Here is an 18,220-nt window from a genome sequence, read left to right on the forward strand (position 1 = left end):
CCCATCATTTTTAGCACTATGTAAAATACAACAACACACTAAAAACTGTACTAACCAATAGGTCTGTATCTAGGAAAGCCACCGTGGATATCATTTTATTAATTCAAGCTGTCATCATGGGTATCGTTGAAGGTATCACTGAATTTTTACCCATTTCTAGCACTGGCTACCTAATTTTATCAGCAGATGTAATGGGATTTTGGACCAAAGAAAAGGTCGACTTGTTTGTCGTCGTCGTCCAACTGGGTGCTATCTTGGCCGTTATCTATGACTATTGGGGCAGACTATGGCAAGCGCTTATGGGGTTGCTAACGGGTAAAGCAGAGGGCATGACCAATCCAAGACAGCTGGGACTTAGCCTAATTGTCGCCACCATTCCTGTGATGATCGTTGGTTTTACCTTCGCTGATGAGATTAAAGCTTATTTATTTAATCCAATCGTTGTCGCGATTATGCTTATCATCGGCGGTCTGCTGATATTTTATGTAGAAAAATGCCCTAAGACGGTCATTGCAGAAGAGGCAGAAGACGTCAGCATGAAAACTGCGCTGATGATTGGTCTGCTTCAATGTCTAGCTCTCATACCAGGGACCTCACGCTCGGGTGCGACTATTATTGGTGCACTGTGGCTTGGTGTCTCGCGCAAAGCGTCAGCAGAGTTTTCATTCTTTTTAGGTATTCCAGTTATCGTAGGCGCGGCACTATTAGACTTAATCAAACATGGTGACGTATTGACCAACAGTGAAGATTGGTTAGTACTGGGCATCGGCACCATCGTATCGTTTATCGTCGCTTTACTCTGTATTCGCCTGCTAGTAGCATGGGTGAGCCGTCGTGACTTTACGATCTTTGCTTGGTTACGCATCATTACGGGTGTTATCGTGCTGGTCGCTGCTTGGGGCTTTGGTTATCAAATGGCAGGTTAAGCCATCACGATGGTTTATAGCCTTATAAGCAGTAAAAAAGAGGGCAGTTATGAGCAGTTTGCAACACGCTTCTAAGCAGGCTAATGCCTTGATGCAATGCCAGTTACTCTATGTGAGTGAGTCGCAGCAAGAGCAAGTGGATAGCTTGCAAGTATTGATAGAGCAGCACCGATTACCAATCGAATTAAAAGCTGAGTTGTCTGTCGATAAGTTAACGCAAAAGCGTCGTCAGCAATTAAGCCAAACAGCCATTCAACCTATTTTGTTATTGGATGATAAAAATAAACTATCATGGCTTAGTGATGGGTTGAGTGTCGCACCAGAGTGGGACAAACTGCAACGTCGTGTGGTGAGTGCAGGACGAAAGTCTGAATTGCTATTACAAGCTGCCAAGCTCACATCGGATAGCTTCGTCATTGATGCGACGGCGGGCTTTGGGCATGATAGCTTGATATTGGGCAGTACGGGCGCCCAAATCTTCATGCTTGAGCAGAAGCCATTGATGGCATTGCTCTTACTTGCAGAGCAGCAGCGCATGAGTACATTGCCGAATTGGCAAAAGCTGATGTCACGCTTACATATCATAAATACGGATGCGCTTAGTTATTTTGAAGGACTAGACGTTGAGTCAGATGCTAGCGAGAGTAACGTCATCGATGTCGTCTATCTGGACCCTATGTTTCCAGAGGATAGCTATCAAGATAGTAAGACAGGTAAGGGCGCTAAAGTTGGTAAGCACATGCAAGCATTGCATCAATTGGCAAGCCCTCCAACACTCGATGAAGAATGCCAGCTGCTAGCATCGGCAAAGACTGTTGTCAGTAAGCATGCGCAGCACTCTGGGCGCGTTATCGTAAAACGTCCTCAGCATGCGCCATTGTTAGCAAGCCAACAACCCAATGAAAGCTGGCACAATGAAGCAGTTCGTTTTGACGGTTATTTTGTTTAGAACGCTTTAACTATGGTATTTGGTGATAAGGACGCGCCTTAGTTAGCAGGTTTATAATCATTAAGTTTGAAATTAATGGATTTAGGAGCAAGGAATGTCAACGCTAATTATTTGGGCTATGGGTGCGGTGCTATTATTGATCAATATCATTTTGCGTACCCGAATCCTTCGGCTTGAAGCGCGTCTAAAAGAGCTGAGCAATCCACAAGAGCAATTGGCTTTTTTGCGTCAGCAAGCAGCAAAGAAAGATAAGATTCCGGCGATTAAAGCGTTACGCAAACAGTATCCTGAGCTGTCACTGGTCGAAGCCAATCGATTATGGAAACAAGTTCAGTAGCCAGCAGTCAGTTCGTTAAGCAGTCATTCTAGGCGCTCTTAGCAAAGTCTATAAACACGCACACAAAGTATTTAATTGATGATAATAAAAAGCCATGACATTTAAAGAAAAATTACAAGCTTATATCCAGCTAACCCGTTTTGATAAGCCAGTGGGCATTGAGTTGCTACTATGGCCAACATTATGGGGCGTGCTGCTGGCTGCGATGGGTCAAGCGCAGCAGCAAGGAGCAACGGCAGCGCTGCCAAATCTCAAAATATTTATAATATTTGCGCTAGGTGCGATTTTTATGCGGGCGGCTGGTTGTGCGATTAATGACTTTGCTGATCGAAAAGTAGATGGCCATGTGACCCGTACCAAAGGACGCCCATTAGCTGACGGGCGTTTATCAGGTAAAGAAGCCGTCGCTGCGTTTTTGGTGTTGGTGTTATTAAGTGCCAGTCTGTTATTTTTCTTGCCTGTCGCGGCGTTTTATTGGTCGCTTGGTGCCGTTATATTGGCGTTTATTTATCCCTTTATGAAACGTTATACACATTTGCCGCAAGTATTTTTAGCAGCAGCTTTTGGTTGGGCGATACCGATGGCTTATGTGGCCGTACAAGGTGCTCCTGATATCTGGTGTTGGTTATTGTTTTTAGCCTATATGTGCTGGACGGTGGCTTACGATACGCAGTATGCAATGGCTGACCGCGAGGACGATTTGAAAATTGGGGTAAAATCAACGGCGATATTATTTGGCCGCTATGACGTTATTATCATCTCGCTGCTACAAACTCTCTTTTTGCTCATTATGGGCGTGGTTATGTGGCATTATTTTGCGCCGACTACGTTGGGTGTTACGCCAGTATTTGGTTTGGCATTAGTCGCTATGATGTTTGCCAAGCAAAACAGTGCTTGTGCTAGCTACAATGCATTGGCTTGCTTTCAGGCATTTTTGGCTAACATTTGGGTAGGACGTTACGTCTTTGCTCTCATTGCCATCGCTTGTATATGGACGACGTTCAATGGATAAATTGTCGAAATTAAAAGCGAAAGGAAGTTCTGCCGCTAATACGCCTATTATCGATTATCAGGCAAGACTGGCTGAGCATGGTCTCACACGCGAGCAAGTCATTGCGACCGAGCGTAAATTGGCAAAGTTTGCCAATACAATGGATTCGTTAGTACGGATACCGTTTACCAAACAAGGTATGGGTGCGGATGCCGCGCTTTCAACCATTCCGTTGGCGGGCGATTTGGCAGGATTGGCACTGACGAGCTATGCATTTATATTGGGTCGTCAATTGGGTGTGCCAGCAAATAAGATGACGCCGGCTGTCAGATTGGCATTGATTGATATGGTAGTAGGTATCGTGCCTGGTATTGGGACGCTGCTCGATATATTTATTCGTCCGAGTCGTAAGACATTGGGTATCGTGCACGAGCATCTACATGATGAGTATGGCATCACCGAAACGATGCATATGGATCGACCATTTTTACATCAATCCCTAGAAGACAAGCAACAACAAAGTCGCTTTTGGCGTAATCCAATCGCCGCTTGGCTATATCTGCATATCCCTGATATTTTAGGATTAATCGTCATTGTGGTGATTGGTTGGGGATTATGGGCAGTGATAAGTTGGTTGGTCAGCCTGTTTGGGCAAACCACTGGGTTTGGCTAAAATAAAGCAACAATCAAAAAGGCGGCATACGTTACTATTTAATCGTAACGTATGCCGCCTTTTTTATGGCAAATTTTTATAAATGTTAAGGCTTAGATATTACTCAGTGATGACTTCTGCTTCCGCACTTACCGCATCAAAGCTAGTAATTTTGTTATTTTGGACAAGGTCGATAGTACCACCACCAGCATGACTGACCAGCTCGATACTGCCATCTTTTGAGCGATAGGTAGGGTTATTACCTTGGCCTTCTGGTGCACTTAGCGTCAGCTTTGGTTTATTGGGCAAAGTGACGATAGCATTAAGCATGCCTGCTGCCGAGGTTTGAAAGACAACGGATAGGGTTTCACCTGCTGCATTTTTATAACGGACATCCGTGATTTGTGCACCTTTGATGGCTTGTTCAGGATTGGGTGCTACAGCAGCACTGTTTGCTGCTGTATTAGTCGTATTAAGATCACCCTCTAACTCACTCAAGTTAATATCACTCTCTGAATCGGTTGGTTGCGCTGTGGTACTGTCGGTATTGCTGTCTAAGCTTTTATCAGCATCAATGCCGTTGATATTGGTCGTGACGGGCGTTGTTTGTACCGCTGTTTCCGTCTGTACTTCATTAGCTGCTTCAGGTTCCGGATCTTTTTGGCAGGCAGTCAGTAGCAGTGCACTAAAGAAAACAGCAGGGATTACTTTATAGTAAAATTTGGATTTTAGTAGGTTTAAAGTAAGGTTGTTCATAATAAGGCGGTTATCCAATAAGCGTGCTTTATTTAAGCACAGTAAGATGCAAGAGTCAGTGGTGCTGTTAAATATTAACCGTAATAACCAGATTTCGCTGCTCGCCATGTTTTTCGAGATGGTCTCTATGCTCACACAAGTAAATACCTTGCCACGACCCCAATCCTAGCGTTCCATTAATAAGTGGAATGGTCAAACTCACGCCAAACAGCATGCTTTTAAAATGGGCTGGTAAGTCATCCGAACGTTTTGTTATATAGTGATAATATATCTAATTGGTTGTCATTATAAGTGTTCTTATAGTAATAGATCGATTATCTAATTTGATATATGAATTGGGATTTCAGCTATTAGTAGACATTTTAGCTTACAACATAATACGATTGTGTTATGTTAAGGAAAAACGGAGGTCGATAAATGTCGTGCTTCGTTAATGAATGTTAGTCTACATACACTTAGGAATGGTAATGAATAACGATACAATTACTGAAAGTCAGCTAGCGGCTTACAAACCAACGACTACTTATATAGGTATCTCTTGGGGGGCAATGCTGATAGGTGTATTGGCATACCTGATTGGACTATGGAATGCACAAAGCATGTTGTTAAATGAAAAGGGCTATTATCTAGCTGTTTTAGCACTTGGTTTATATGCCGCCATCAGTTTGCAAAAGACGATTCGTGACCGTGCAGAAGGTATTCCAACAACCAATTTGTATTACATGATAAGTTGGGCTGCTCTAGGATTGTCCATTGCCCTCATTGTGATTGGACTCGTAAATGCAGATGGGTTGATATTGAGTGAGAGAGGCTTTTATATGATGGCATTTACGCTTAGTTTATTTGCCGCTGTTACCATTCAGAAGAATACTCGTGATGAGGAGCAAGTTCGAAAGCTGATAACGCCTGTGACAGGGTTTAATAACAACAGCGGCATAAATATTGATAAAGAAGTGAATAGTCAGCCTGATTCTGGCAAGTCACTTTTTGGTTCGGTTAAATCTAAAATGGAAGGCAACGAGTAAAGCCTTCGACTAAAAGAAACAATTAAGTCAGCGGTGTCTGCAAACGCGTACGGTTGGGTGAAAGGCGTGCTAGCATCGCGGTCGATAAAGGTGTAAACGAGCCTAGCATCATATCGACTAATGCTTCAGCGCATAGTGGTGCAATGGCATAGCCTTTAGCACCCATCGCACTCATTACCCAGATGCGTTCGCTGTTACTTAATGATCCTACGATGGGATGGTAATCAGGCGTCTGAGTACGAATGCCAGCCCGTCCTTGCCATAAGCTCATATCTGTCGGCACAACCGACGCCAGCTCAGGAATGGCAGTGATGAGCTTATCACGGCTAATCTGATGTTCCTCATCGCGTATATCTGTGCTTGTATCGTTACGGATAAAGCTCGCACCTAGTAAAAACTGAGGGCTGCACTCTATAACATCGTTTAACTGTCCATCGCCCGTTTGTGCGGTGAATAGCGTACAGTAACCACTATATTTGAGCGGTATTTTAGGTAGGCTGGCGAGTTGTTTGGCTGTAGGGGTGAACCATGAGAGCTGACCACGAATTTTACGACAATCAAAAATACGCTGATCTAATTGATGGCTTTCAAACGCCGCACAAACCACCACATTATTAGCATTTATAGATATCATTTCTTGATTTTGATCATACCCTTCAATACAAACATGACTTTCCATCTCGCTAATATTATTAACGGTTAACTGCTGAAAATGGATAAGCGGATGGGTCAGAATCGTATCTTTTAATGCTTGTGGATTCACCAAGCCTGACTGCGGTAAATATAGATTCTCCGATACATCCTGAATATTTAATCCGCTGGTATCCTGCGCCTGCGTAAGCGATAACGTGGTTGCCATGTCATTAGGATAATCTGCAATTTGCGCTGTACCGATATTGGCTTTGATTAGTAAATCAAGAGCACCTGTTGGCTCCAATATGGGCGCTATATTGAGCTGTACAGCTGTTTCATTCAGCACACGATATAGTCTGCTGCTGTAGAGATAACCCATGGTGTGTAAATGCTCATCGACATGATGAATAGGTGTCATCTTGGGAGCAAGTAGGGCGCGTGGGTTTCCTGATGCACCTGCCAAGGGCGCTGATTTATCTAATAAAGTGACTTGGATACCACGATTGGCCAGCGACCAAGCCGTTAGCAATCCTGAGACGCCAGCACCAATAACGATACTATGATCAGGCTTAAGGTTGCTATGAGTAGGAGCATTGTGTGTACTATTAGCAGGCTTGCTCTTACTATTAATTTCAGATAAACAGGCAGCATCAGTCATGACAGCTGTTAGCATTTGGTTCTTTCGCCCAAAGCCTTTGACCTTGTTAATCTCAAAGCCATGCTCTCTTAGCCCACGTTTAACGATACCTGCACTGCTATAGGTCGCAGCGGTGGTGTTTAGGCAGGATAAACGCTTTATCTGCGTAAAGATATCTTCTGCCCATAAGGTGCTATTACAAGAAGGGGCAAAGCCATCTAAAAACCATGCGTTAACGCAGGGCGTAAGTTCTATGGAAGTATCTAATGCTAACTTGGCCAAGCTCTCAGTAGCATCACCAAACCACATATCAACGGTCAAATTATCATCAAAGAAATTCAAACGATGAGAGCCAGGGATAAGGGGTGGGTAGGCGGCCAAAAGAGGCGCAATCAACTCTGCAAGCTCAGGCGCACGCTGCGCCCACAATGTGAGTATGTGCGTTAAATCTGCAAGGGGTATGGGAAATTTTTCCGTGGTAATAAAATGTAGACGAGCCGTTGCTAATTGTGGGTGAGTCTCGCGTAACTGTCGCCATAGCAGCCAAGTGGCTAATAGATTGAGCCCTGTACCAAATCCCAATTCAGCGATCGTAAAGCATTGCTTTGGTGCAAGGTGTGCCAGTCTTTCAGGCAGTTGGTTATGCGCCAAAAACACATATCGTGACTCTGCTAGACCATCCGCATGTGAAAAATACACATCGCCAAACTCACCTGATACGGGTACTTGATTACCCGTATCGTCTACCTGCCAATCAATCTTGGCAGGAGTGATGATGTTTAGTACGTTAGCAGTTTTAGATTGCGCAGGAGAGTTAGGCGTTTCTTTGGGTGCAGACGTGGACTTAGACGTGAACATAGACATAGACACTCACATAGGACAGAGCAATAAATAGAGAGTGCGCTACCAACGCTCACGGCGGACAAACACTAGCCACGAGATAAAGATACCAACCAACAGACTGATTAATACTGTAAATGCCCCGTACAAGAAAATCTGACCTTTACTTTCATAAACCAAAACGTTTGCTTGAGTCTGCAAGTCGTTTACCTGACGTTGCAATTGTGCATTGCGGCTTAGCAACTCTTGATTGGCATCGGACAGCGCCTGTTTAGATGGCTGCAGTTGCGCTGCTAAAGTGCGATTGATATCCAACGTTGAGTTACTGGTTGGTGGAGCGTTTAGTGCTTCAGGTTCTGTCACCGGTATCGTTGCTAATGGGTCGGTCATATCCATAGTCGTCACCGTTGGTGCAGCTTGTACCGATGTAGCAGCCATAAACATTAAGGTAGCTATGCTGAGTTTATAATGACGTGTATTCAAATAAGAGACACGCTGACTCACGACGCTGCTACTTTGTCTGATGTGCTGTCATCTGGTTTTGGCAGTGCTTGAATGAATGGCTTGATATCTACATGGCTGTACACACCGTCACGCAAGTAAGGCTCTTCGTTTGCCCATGCTTGTGCGGCCTCAAGAGAGTCAAAATCAGCAATGATTAGGCTGCCTGACATAGCGCTTTGACCATGCTCAATAGGGTTTGGACCTGCAATAATGAGTCGCTGCTCATTGTTCAATGCTTTAAGACGTTCAAGATGTTCGATACGGGTAATCTGACGTTGCGCGCTGCTCTCTGCAACATCGTGACCAATAATGGCAAATAAGGACATAAGACTTCCTCAATAAAATGATGATTGATGTAAGTGTGTTTAATCAATAGATAAATAAAGCTTAATTCATAGCAACTAATGCCGTTACTGTAAATGTTTAAAATACTGTAAATAGTTAAAATACTATGGATATTCAAAAATCGTATTTATTATAAAATAATAGCCTAAGTATTACTTAGTGGTTTTGTTTGTCAGTTCTGGATTTAAGTAATTTTTTAATACCGCAAACTGAGCCACAACGAACACCAACATAATTGGAATCCAACCGTAGGTTTTAAAGTTGATCCATGCTTCATCTGACATCGTAAACGCTGTGATATAATGTAAGACGCCCATCATGGCAAAAAACAATGCCCAAGCGATGGTGAGTTTTTTCCAGCCATTCATCGTGAGCGAAAAAACATCTTTCATTGCTAGCTGCATCAGAGGCTTATTAATCGCGGCACTTACTAATAGCGTCAAGGCAAAGATACCGTTGATAATTGGTGATTTCCAACGCAGATAGATGTCATCACGTAAGATTAGGGTACCACCACAAAACAGAATGGTTAATAGTAAAACAACCCATTGCTGCTTATCAAACTTGCCTTTTTGGCGGATAAAATGAATCGCATAAACGATAATAGTGGCGATGAGTAAAGCACCGGCCCCTGCCAAGATGCCACTGTGACGCGCACCAATGAAAAAGGCAATTAAAGGAATAAAGTCTAATAGGGCTTTCATAACAAATAGGGTGTCCACCAAAAACGTATGGGGTAGTTTACACGTCTACTGCACCAAAAAAAAGCAATCAAAGCGATAATCATTCTATATAGCGGGCTTGCTTAGTAACACTTTATGATTGTGGCTCATGAGCAGCGCTGCTACCCAATATAACGATTCGATAATGTCAGTAGTTCTATATATTAAATACAGTCATTCCATCATAAAAGTGTTACTGCGTTAACCCCACTTGAAGTGTCTAATATATATCTACACTCGGTTTGCTTGAATGACTTTCATATTGAATAGACTACACAACGGCTAGCTACTACTGTATTTCTCTTTTTACTCTCTTTAATGCTTATTATTTTAAAATGCTAAGGCTTATTTATGAAATTCGATCTACATTGTCACAGCACTTGCTCTGATGGTACTTATGGGCCAACGGAAGTAATACAACGCGCCCACGCGGCTGGCGTCAATGTATTGGCATTGACCGATCACGATACACTGGCGGGGATTGATGAGGCGAGAGTCGCTGCGACGGCCTGTGATATGCAACTCATTAATGGCGTTGAGATCAGCTGTGAGCATACGCTTAGTGGTGGTTATGGTAAAAACAAATCGACCAACAAGATTATCCATGTACTAGGGCTTGATTTTACTGATTTAGACAAAATGCATGCAACATTGCAGCAGCTGCAAGACAGTCGTGCCACACGTGGTCAGAAAATTACGGAAAAGCTCAGTGAGTTGCTAGACATCAGTTATGACGAGCTATGGCAAGCGGTACTTGCGAAAGCAGGTGGCAATCCTCAAGCAGTAGGGCGTGCGCATATTGGACAAGTATTGTTTGAGCGCGGTGAAGTAAAAACCGTACAAAAAGCCTTTGATAAATATCTGGCGGACAATAAACCTGCTTATGTGGCAATCGAGGCCCTAACGATGCAGCATGGTATCGAGCTAATCCATGCTTGTGGTGGTAAGGCTGTCCTGGCGCATCCGACTCGTTATCAACTCTCAGCCACTCGCGTGCGCAAACTGATTGAAGAGTTTGCCCAGTTAGGCGGTGATGCTTGTGAGCTGCCCGCCAATAGTGAGCCAGTTAGCACTCGCAGAATGGTCGATCGTAGTATCGCTGAGCACAATCTTGTCACCTCAATTGGTAGTGACTTTCATGGTAGTAATATGCCGTGGCGACGCTTGGGCGATGTACCGACGTTGAACCCCGAACAGCAAGGGGTTTGGCAGTCATTTAAGATGTTTGCTTAATCCGTGTTTTACAAGTATTCAAAAAATACCTATAAAATCCACTGAAAAGTGGTTGATTATCGTTTAATCTTGAAGGTTGCCTGAGTTAATATATCGATTGAAATAATGTTTAAAACAAAGCGTCAGTTATTGACGCGTGAACTATCAAATGGATTGATAATTCAGGCATAAATGGCCACACTGAATAAGTAGTTTTGGTTTCAGTAGTAATCATGAGTTGTCAGTTGTTATTCTGGTTTTAGCTCTATCAATTCTTCTATTTGCGGTAGCCCATTATGGCTGTATCTAAGTTTTATCTAGGCTACAAGCAGCTTTCTAAAGCAGTTTTTGAGTGGGAAGCAGCTGATAGGACTGCTCTACTAGCAGCATTTATGGTGATTGAGGTTTTTTCACATTGGCTATGGTGCTTATTTGTTTGGTATCGCCGCGACATTTATAGTAATTACGTTGATATAACTCTGCTCTATCCACTATGGATTCTCGTGTCCATGGTAGGTGTATTTTTACTATGGATGTCCAGTCGTTTTTCACCAGTTAGAAATGCCAAGAGCAATTTGTATACGTGGCAAGCGATACTTATTACTATTTATAGTGCCTATATTACCTTTGTTATCACCATATTAGGGCATAGTAGTCTGGTAACGGGTGTCTCACTGGTAGGTGGTGCTATGCTAGGAATGATGCTCATTAGCCGGCGGTATGTATGGCGAGCATTTGTAGGGCAAATTATCGCAATCTTAGCAGTAACGTTGTTTCCTTATTTTGGTATCACGTTACCAAATTTGCGTCAAATGATTGCTACGACGCTGCCTCCTAATATTCATAGTTATGTCACTTATAATGAGATGGTTATGATGAAAGACGCTACCGCTGCTACTGTCCTGCCAAATGGAAGGTTAAATTGGGATAGTGTCAATTATCTGCGTCAATCTTCCAATCTATTATGGCGCTCTACCCATATTTATATGTCGTTACCAAAAGCCATTTTTATCATTTATATGTTTCGTACTTTGTTAGTGATACTAGATGACAGTAGAAAAGAAACCTTACAACATGCCAATCAAGACGAGCTGACCCAACTAAAAAACCGTCGTTATGGTCTGATGCAAATGAAACAGGCATTGGTGAGCATAGAGCCTGCTCAAGATTTCAGCGTAATTCTATTAGATTTGGATTGGTTTAAAGACATCAATGATAGCTATGGTCATGATATTGGCGATCGAGTGTTAGTGACAGTGGCACAAGCACTACTACAGTGTTTAACGGACGATGCCATTGTTAGCCGCTATGGTGGTGAGGAGTTTTTGATTGTACTACCAGATACGAAGCATGATAGTGCGATGGTCATTGCCGAACAATTACGGCTAAGCATCGCTGATCAAACCATCGTGGTCGATGACAATACTACCTTTAACGTGACCGCTAGTCTCGGGCTATACACGCTGACTCATGATGAGCGTCATTGCATAAAGCACACATGCGAAAAACTGTCACAAACAGAATCAGGGTATCAGTTTAAAAAACCACAGGTCAGTAAGTCGAATAGTGAACGAGCTGGTAACAATATCGACACAACGCAGTTGCCCCAAGATATTTGTCAGCGCTTGATCTGTATGGCAGATAAGGCTTTGTATAATGCTAAGGGCCTCGGGCGCGATAAAGTTGTGAGTGCTAATGAGATGTTAAAAGCAGGCGATACGAAGATAGAGTCACTTTATAGTAATTAAAAAGTGATAAAGCAGCTGGAGATTCATAGGCGATAGCTGTCATCTATGAATGTCCTAATCTGTATCTACTTAATTAAAAAACCAACTGCTGTACCAAACTCGCCAATACACTGGTTGCAAAACTGCCAGTCGTTAGCGTGAAATTTAACACCAGTGTCTGCGAGTCTTCTTCTGAATCACGCCATTCCCATGTTAATGCTTCGATAGGTAAACGCAGCGCTCGTCGTTGTGCCTTTATATCTCGTTGCTCTAATCCTGCTGCTAACTGAGTCAATAAAAGGCTGTGTTGTACAGTATCATTTTCAATGTCTGCCGCCACATTACTGACTTTGTCATTGTCTATACCCCACATCACAGCTGTTGGATGGATATCACCACTAGCCATTCGTTCACGTAATGTGTCATCTATCTCTTCACTGGTAAAGATCGATCCTGAGCCATCCAAATTAAACACTTCACCGGATAGACCAGTATTCCAGCTACCATCTCGTACGCGTGCTGCTAATATCTCATTAAATATCAAGCTACGGGCTGCAGACAGCTCCATCGTGTTTTGCTCTCGCGGTGCACGCTTGCTTTTGCCTTTTTTAGACGATGGGCGAGGCGCTCGTGGTGGACGGGCAAACAGTGATAGTGCCTCTCTGACGTTGTTGCCTTGACGGCCAAAACGCTGTGGACCAAAATAATTGGGAACGCCGCTTTTACTAATACTCGATAAGTACTGCTCGACCGTCTCTTTTGCAGACAATAATTGCTCAGGTTCAAGTGTTTCAGTACCACTATTGTCAAACTGAATATCACGTAAGGTAATTACGAATTGATTGGCACGATGCGTACCACGATTGAGCTTTTTGTTATGCCAATGCTGGGCGAGAATAGTGACTGACTCTGTCTCTCCGATATCTATTGGCGCAAACTCAGTTACTGGTAGTTGCTTCTTTGGTATTCGTAGGCTAAACCACTGTGTCGTTAGTGCATGACGGTCTTTCAGTCCTGAATATCCAACATCACGTAATGGAATCTCGGCCCACTCTGATAGTAGTTTGGCCAAATAAGCAGTATTCATTCCTGATTTTTCGATATGCAACCATAGATGCTCACCTTCATTGGTGAAGTCTATTGGCAATATCTCATTAACGATGAAATCCGTAGTATTGGCTTTATAAGTTGCCTGTTTTAACGGTGGCTGCATCGGCTGTGGCAACTGCGTAGTATCTGCGGCAGCTGTAATATCGATATCAGCTATATCAACGGATACGCTCGTAACTGGCTTGCTCTCTAAATGTGATTCGGAGTCAGAGATCGTAGGCGTTTCAATATGGTTGTCTGGATAAGTCATAAAGGGGTCTTTTATTTTGATTGTAAATTTAAAATGGAAGTCATAGTCATAGAGGGTTTGAAAGAAACTCGCAAACTTACGTTTTGCAACGCAGTAAATATACAAAGAAACAGCGTGTGCTAAATGGTCTTGCTACTATCGATGAATAGGTTATGAAAAACGCATTCTGAAAATCAGTACTATAGTTGATTCAGTTTGAAAGAGATACAAGGCAACCGAGTACAAATGTATGTTTGATACTTCAAGCGAAGTTAAGGCTGTCACTCTTTTATAGAGGATTGACTATATCTGTTGAATTACTTGATTAAGTAGAGTTGTTTTCACCCCATTCTTATTAGAAGTCCATTATAACCGTTAAGGAAGACTTATGACCAATGCAACGATTAACACAGTTACTATCAGTAAGGCAGATATTCCAAGTGGCGGTATGAAATCATACAAGCAAGATGATGATAGTATCATTTTAATCACTCGAGACGACGATGAGTTTCATGCGTTTGATGGTAAATGCCCACATGCGGGAGCAGATTTAGGAACTGGGTTACGCTGTGGCAACCGTGTGGTTTGCCCATGGCATCATGCCACTTTTGATAGCCGTGATGGCACGTTATTAGAGCCAATCGCTACCGAAGGCTTGACCCAATATCAACTGACTGACAATGGTGAAGAGTTGATTGTGACGACGTCAGCCAAAGAAAATATCAGCGTATCAAACGATAAATTGAAAGACACTCATACTGTGATTGTGGGCGGCGGTGCAGCTGGGTTTATGACGGCACATTACCTGAGAAATACCGGGTATGGCGGTAATATCACATTGATTAGTGCTGACAATAAAGCTCCTTATAATCGTCCGTTATTGTCTAAAGCTTTTTTGGCAGGGAATATGCCAGAAGAGAAGTTACTGCTTGGCGGTAGCGACTGGGCCAAAGACAATAATATTGATTTGCGCTTAAATCAAACCGTGAGCAAAGTATTGCCCAATGAGCGTACGTTAATGGTTGTTAGTGACAGTAGTGACAGCAACGATCATAATAGTAGTGACGAAACGATATCGGCCGATTATTTGGTAGTGGCCACAGGATCGTCGCCATCTATACCGCCTATTACTGGAGCAGATTTAGATGGCGTGTATACCATACGCAGTATGGATGATGCCAAGTTGATTAAAGCGGCCAGTCATGATCAGCGCGTGGTAATTATCGGTACTGGTTTTATTGGTATGGAGGTCGCCTCAGCTTTAGCACAAGCAGGCACGACAGCTTCAATTACAGTGGTTGGGCAGTCTGGCCGTGTGATGGACAATATCGTCTCAGAAACTGTTAGCAAAGCACTTATCAAGTTGCATGAAGAAAACGGCATTAACTTTGTGTTAAATGCCAACGTAAATGAAATTACTAAGGTTGAAAATAAATCTGACAGCAGTGAGGCAAGACAAACCTTTTCACAAGTAGGTGGTGTGACGCTTGCTAATGGCGAGCATATCGATGCCGACATTGTGATTTTAGGTACTGGGGTATCTGCCAATACCGAGCTGTTAGAAGAGGTCAACGACTCTGATGGGGTACAGGTCGATAGCAAGCTGCAATTGCGTGATGGAGTTTATGCACTGGGTGATATCGCAAAAGCATCTGGGCAAATGGGGCGTATGCGTATTGAGCATTGGCGTGTGGCATTACAGCATGGGCTTGTAGCAGCCGCTGCGATATTAAAAGACGAGACAGTAGAGACGTTAGATGCCCGTGTGCCATTTTTTTGGACCATGCAATTTGGCAAAAGCCTACGCTATAGTGGTCATGCCCAAACACCAGACAACAGCATATTACTTGGCACCCCAGATACGCTCGATTATATTGAGTACTACTTTAATGATGGCGATGACAGTAATGAGAATAGCCGAGCCACTGCGGCCAGTACATTAGGGCGCGACCAAGAGCTAATTGCTTTTGCTGAGCTATTACGTATAGGTCAAGCCCCAACTCGTGCTCAAATCAACTCAGGATTCGATATTATTAATCAAGCAAAAGTGTTATCGCTCTAGCACTACTAAAGAATAAGTATTAGTATCTTGGGCATGTCATCAATTAGCACATTAATACATTTAGTGGTCTTAAAATGGCTAAATTTTGATAAATATCGTCAGAAGTTTTGTCAATATGTTCATATTAACGGCAATTTCTTCCTCATTTATCTACAATTTTTCTCATTTTAAGCCTCACAATCTAAGTGATGACATGCCCTAGGCTGGCTTAGGGATCTAAGCCAGTTTTTTTATACATGAACAAAAAAGGAAAATTATAATATGAGCGAAAATATTATAAATAAGAGTACTATAAATGAAAACCACTTGAGTAAAGAGTCTATATTTCTACGTGAAGCGACATTAGACGATATTAGCGCACTTGAGCAGCTATTGAATTGCTGCTATCGCGAGACCGCAGGTTGGACCAACGAGGCTGATTTGATTGGTGGTATTCGAACCACCTCAGCCGAGCTTGCTGCCGTGATTAATGATCCCAATCACTATTATTTTGTCTATCCAAAAACGACCACGGGCAACCGTGATGGAGAAGAAACGGGTGAGATACTTGGCTGTATCGCTGTCGATATTAAAACTGATGCTGACTCAAATAAAAAAGCCTATATCGGTATGTTTGCGGTACATCCTGTGCTACAAGGGCAGGGCGTTGGTAACGTGATCCTGCAAGCAGCAGAAACTTTTGCAGATCGCCACTTGCAGTCACAGAATCAGCCGAGCCGTTTGACCATGTCTATTCTTAGCCATCGTCCTGAGCTATTGGCTTATTATGAGCGCCGTGGCTATCAGTTAAATGGTAATAAAATGCCGTTTCCCAATGATGGCAATAATGGCGAGCCAAAGCGTGAAGATTTAGAGCTATTAGAGCTAGAAAAAATGGTTGGCTGATAATGTAGGTCTAGTAAAAAGACACTCAGAACTAGGATGTTTTATTTAACCCCAAAAATGCCTAAAGGTCATAAATAGACCCATGCTTAACAATAAAAATGCCACGATGATTAATCGCTTAAACCAATTAAATGCTGGCAAGCGCGTGGCATTATCATCAGACATAAGATAAGCAAATAAACAAAGCAAGCTTGTTGCTAACGTCATGATCCCAAGACCAATCGGTAATATAAATAAATACACCTGCCACACAGTCATCTCTCAACGGTCATTATTAATGGCATGATAGCAGCATCGTGATTGCGCTGTCTGTATGAACGTGACTTCACTTAAACTTTTCAGAGCTATTCAAACAGAAGTGATTCAATTATAAAAAAGCAATATCAAATAAAAATAGGCAAATATCGAGAAATTAAGTTGGGTTTAAAGTTATAATTCTGTATAGCTCATTGAATATGTATTGTGTAGATTGAGAATATGCTCTAAGTAAGATAGTTGTATTAATCCTATCATTTGCTGGCTATTCGAATACATCTTTAAATGTTCAGCAAGTTTTAAGCACTAAGGACAGATATGACTTTTATACTTAATATGAGACTCAAACCGCTTGCTTTATTGTCGGGGCTGCTAGTTTCGCCGCTATTGTCCTATTCGGCATTGGCGCAAACCTATCAAATCCAAGGTTTCTCAGACGATTATTATGCAATCATTGACCAAGTAGGTGAGTATGGTTATGAGGCGAACAGTATCATCAAAATTATAGATGAGAAAACACATAAAACCCTTATCAGTCAACCTGCTAGTATCGATATTGAATATGAGTTAAGTAATAGCGAAGAACATGAATTGGGTGAAAAAGTAAGTGCCAATATCGTCAGTATTCCTTATGGTGAACATAGTGTGTTGATCTATGACGATTTTAATTTTGATGGACAAAAAGATTTAGCGATAAAAGATGGGCGCAACGGTTGCTATGGTGGGCCTTCTTATCAAGTTTATCTAAAAGATGGTGAGACTTTCGTTCATAGCGAAGGATTTACTGATTTAGCACAAGGCTATTGCGGTTTTTTTGGTATAAATAAAGACAGTCAAACTTTGTATACGATGACTAAGAGTGGCGCAGGATGGCATCAGTATTCAGAGTATAAAGTGATCGATAATAAGCCAGTGGCCGTACATGTGCTTGTAGAAGAATATAATCCAAAACAATTAATTTCTATCATCGAGAGCACAAGAGTGAATGGCAAAATGGTAGAAGATAGCTATGAGATGTTACCTGAGTACGATAACGAAAGCCACGATGGGACATTGCCTTTCGTTTATAAGTTGGATTTAGATAACGGTAAAAAAATGGTTTTAAATAAGACTTATGACAAGGAAGGTGAGCAGATGTATTATGCCTTTGCCGATAAAAATGACAGAATCGAGCTGTATTATGATGGGTCATTTGTCTATGATACCGCTAAAAAGACGCTTAGCTTTTTCAATAAGCCTGTAGTCTATCAGATCAATAAGCAAGGCATTACAGTGAGACAATCTAACAAGAACATCTTAATCAAGTCAGTACTACAAAGCGAGCAGGGAAGTCTGGAAAATCTGACGCATTTTGACAATGTGAGCGTTAGATAATTGGTAAAACTAATAGCGCCTATTCAATATAACTCACACATTATTGACT

At 42.4% G+C, this 18,220-nt stretch carries 19 protein-coding genes; 11 read left to right on the plus strand and 8 right to left on the minus strand.

Annotated elements, in window-relative coordinates:
• Window positions 1-83 precede the first annotated feature (83 nt).
• From I6E84_RS05130 to I6E84_RS05150, 5 genes are all read left to right on the plus strand, one after another.
• Window positions 84-926: an undecaprenyl-diphosphate phosphatase gene (locus I6E84_RS05130; RefSeq protein ID WP_197216585.1), complete on the plus strand. Its 843-nt coding sequence runs from the start codon at window positions 84-86 to the stop codon at window positions 924-926.
• A gap of 49 nt (window positions 927-975) precedes the next feature.
• Window positions 976-1,875 carry a class I SAM-dependent methyltransferase gene (locus I6E84_RS05135; RefSeq protein ID WP_197216587.1) on the plus strand — a complete coding sequence of 300 codons (900 nt, stop codon included), beginning with the start codon at window positions 976-978 and terminating at the stop codon, window positions 1,873-1,875.
• Window positions 1,876-1,969: 94 nt separating this feature from the next.
• Window positions 1,970-2,212: a hypothetical protein gene (locus tag I6E84_RS05140; RefSeq protein ID WP_197216589.1), complete on the plus strand. Its 243-nt coding sequence runs from the start codon at window positions 1,970-1,972 to the stop codon at window positions 2,210-2,212.
• 94 nt (window positions 2,213-2,306) lie between these two features.
• Window positions 2,307-3,224 carry a 4-hydroxybenzoate octaprenyltransferase gene (gene ubiA / locus I6E84_RS05145; protein ID WP_197216591.1) on the plus strand — a complete coding sequence of 306 codons (918 nt, stop codon included), beginning with the start codon at window positions 2,307-2,309 and terminating at the stop codon, window positions 3,222-3,224.
• Window positions 3,217-3,876 carry a DUF4112 domain-containing protein gene (locus tag I6E84_RS05150; RefSeq protein ID WP_197216593.1) on the plus strand — a complete coding sequence of 220 codons (660 nt, stop codon included), beginning with the start codon at window positions 3,217-3,219 and terminating at the stop codon, window positions 3,874-3,876. Before ubiA ends, I6E84_RS05150 begins: the two co-directional genes overlap by 8 nt.
• 99 nt (window positions 3,877-3,975) lie before the next feature.
• Here I6E84_RS05150 and I6E84_RS05155 read toward each other — a convergent pair whose 3' ends face one another.
• Both I6E84_RS05155 and I6E84_RS05160 read right to left on the minus strand, forming a co-directional pair.
• A complete protein-coding gene (locus I6E84_RS05155; protein ID WP_320158626.1) occupies window positions 3,976-4,746 on the minus strand; it encodes a hypothetical protein in 771 nt (256 codons plus the stop codon).
• Complete coding sequence (locus I6E84_RS05160) at window positions 4,679-4,825, minus strand: YjbQ family protein (RefSeq protein ID WP_265090848.1); 147 nt, start codon at window positions 4,823-4,825, stop codon at window positions 4,679-4,681. The genes I6E84_RS05155 and I6E84_RS05160 overlap by 68 nt, the downstream gene beginning before the upstream one ends.
• 253 nt (window positions 4,826-5,078) lie before the next feature.
• Between I6E84_RS05160 and yiaA the strand changes: the two genes are divergently transcribed.
• Window positions 5,079-5,636 (plus strand): inner membrane protein YiaA, encoded by a 558-nt coding sequence (gene yiaA, locus I6E84_RS05165; protein ID WP_197216595.1) that lies wholly within the window; start codon window positions 5,079-5,081, stop codon window positions 5,634-5,636.
• A 22-nt stretch (window positions 5,637-5,658) separates the two neighbouring features.
• On the opposite strand, the gene mnmC is transcribed toward yiaA, so the two are convergent.
• The 4 genes from mnmC to ispZ form a co-directional block, all read right to left on the minus strand.
• Window positions 5,659-7,770, minus strand: a complete 2,112-nt coding sequence (gene mnmC / locus I6E84_RS05170) for an FAD-dependent 5-carboxymethylaminomethyl-2-thiouridine(34) oxidoreductase MnmC (protein WP_413786939.1) — start codon at window positions 7,768-7,770, stop codon at window positions 5,659-5,661.
• A 39-nt stretch (window positions 7,771-7,809) separates the two neighbouring features.
• Window positions 7,810-8,250, minus strand: a complete 441-nt coding sequence (locus I6E84_RS05175) for a hypothetical protein (RefSeq protein WP_320158627.1) — start codon at window positions 8,248-8,250, stop codon at window positions 7,810-7,812.
• Window positions 8,247-8,576 (minus strand): YciI family protein, encoded by a 330-nt coding sequence (locus I6E84_RS05180; protein WP_197216597.1) that lies wholly within the window; start codon window positions 8,574-8,576, stop codon window positions 8,247-8,249. Before I6E84_RS05180 ends, I6E84_RS05175 begins: the two co-directional genes overlap by 4 nt.
• Before the next feature lie 171 nt (window positions 8,577-8,747).
• The gene (ispZ, locus tag I6E84_RS05185) at window positions 8,748-9,299 is read right to left on the minus strand and encodes a septation protein IspZ (RefSeq protein ID WP_197216599.1); all 552 of its coding nucleotides are present in this window, start codon (window positions 9,297-9,299) and stop codon (window positions 8,748-8,750) included.
• Window positions 9,300-9,668: 369 nt separating this feature from the next.
• Between ispZ and I6E84_RS05190 the strand changes: the two genes are divergently transcribed.
• Both I6E84_RS05190 and I6E84_RS05195 read left to right on the plus strand, forming a co-directional pair.
• Entirely contained in the window at window positions 9,669-10,550 is an 882-nt protein-coding gene (locus I6E84_RS05190) for a PHP domain-containing protein (RefSeq protein WP_197216601.1), read from the plus strand.
• Window positions 10,551-10,825: 275 nt separating this feature from the next.
• Window positions 10,826-12,277, plus strand: coding sequence for a GGDEF domain-containing protein (locus I6E84_RS05195; RefSeq protein WP_197216603.1), 1,452 nt, complete (start codon window positions 10,826-10,828; stop codon window positions 12,275-12,277).
• A gap of 73 nt (window positions 12,278-12,350) precedes the next feature.
• On the opposite strand, the gene truD is transcribed toward I6E84_RS05195, so the two are convergent.
• Window positions 12,351-13,469, minus strand: a complete 1,119-nt coding sequence (truD, locus tag I6E84_RS05200; protein WP_413786941.1) for a tRNA pseudouridine(13) synthase TruD — start codon at window positions 13,467-13,469, stop codon at window positions 12,351-12,353.
• A 514-nt stretch (window positions 13,470-13,983) separates the two neighbouring features.
• On the opposite strand from truD, the gene I6E84_RS05205 reads away from it, so the two are divergent.
• Together I6E84_RS05205 and I6E84_RS05210 are read left to right on the plus strand one after the other, a co-directional pair.
• Complete coding sequence (locus tag I6E84_RS05205; RefSeq protein ID WP_197216606.1) at window positions 13,984-15,657, plus strand: FAD-dependent oxidoreductase; 1,674 nt, start codon at window positions 13,984-13,986, stop codon at window positions 15,655-15,657.
• A gap of 261 nt (window positions 15,658-15,918) precedes the next feature.
• A complete protein-coding gene (locus tag I6E84_RS05210; protein WP_197216607.1) occupies window positions 15,919-16,542 on the plus strand; it encodes a GNAT family N-acetyltransferase in 624 nt (207 codons plus the stop codon).
• A gap of 45 nt (window positions 16,543-16,587) precedes the next feature.
• Here the strand turns inward: I6E84_RS05210 and I6E84_RS05215 are convergent, their stop codons facing one another.
• Window positions 16,588-16,749, minus strand: a complete 162-nt coding sequence (locus I6E84_RS05215) for a hypothetical protein (protein WP_227681311.1) — start codon at window positions 16,747-16,749, stop codon at window positions 16,588-16,590.
• Between the two features lie 366 nt (window positions 16,750-17,115).
• Between I6E84_RS05215 and I6E84_RS05220 the strand changes: the two genes are divergently transcribed.
• A complete protein-coding gene (locus I6E84_RS05220; RefSeq protein ID WP_197216609.1) occupies window positions 17,116-18,171 on the plus strand; it encodes an XAC2610-related protein in 1,056 nt (351 codons plus the stop codon).
• The last annotated feature ends 49 nt before the right edge of the window (window positions 18,172-18,220 follow it).

Origin of the sequence: Psychrobacter sp. SCQQ22 (genome assembly GCF_015864605.1) — a bacterium.
Taxonomy (GTDB): domain Bacteria; phylum Pseudomonadota; class Gammaproteobacteria; order Pseudomonadales; family Moraxellaceae; genus Psychrobacter; species Psychrobacter fozii.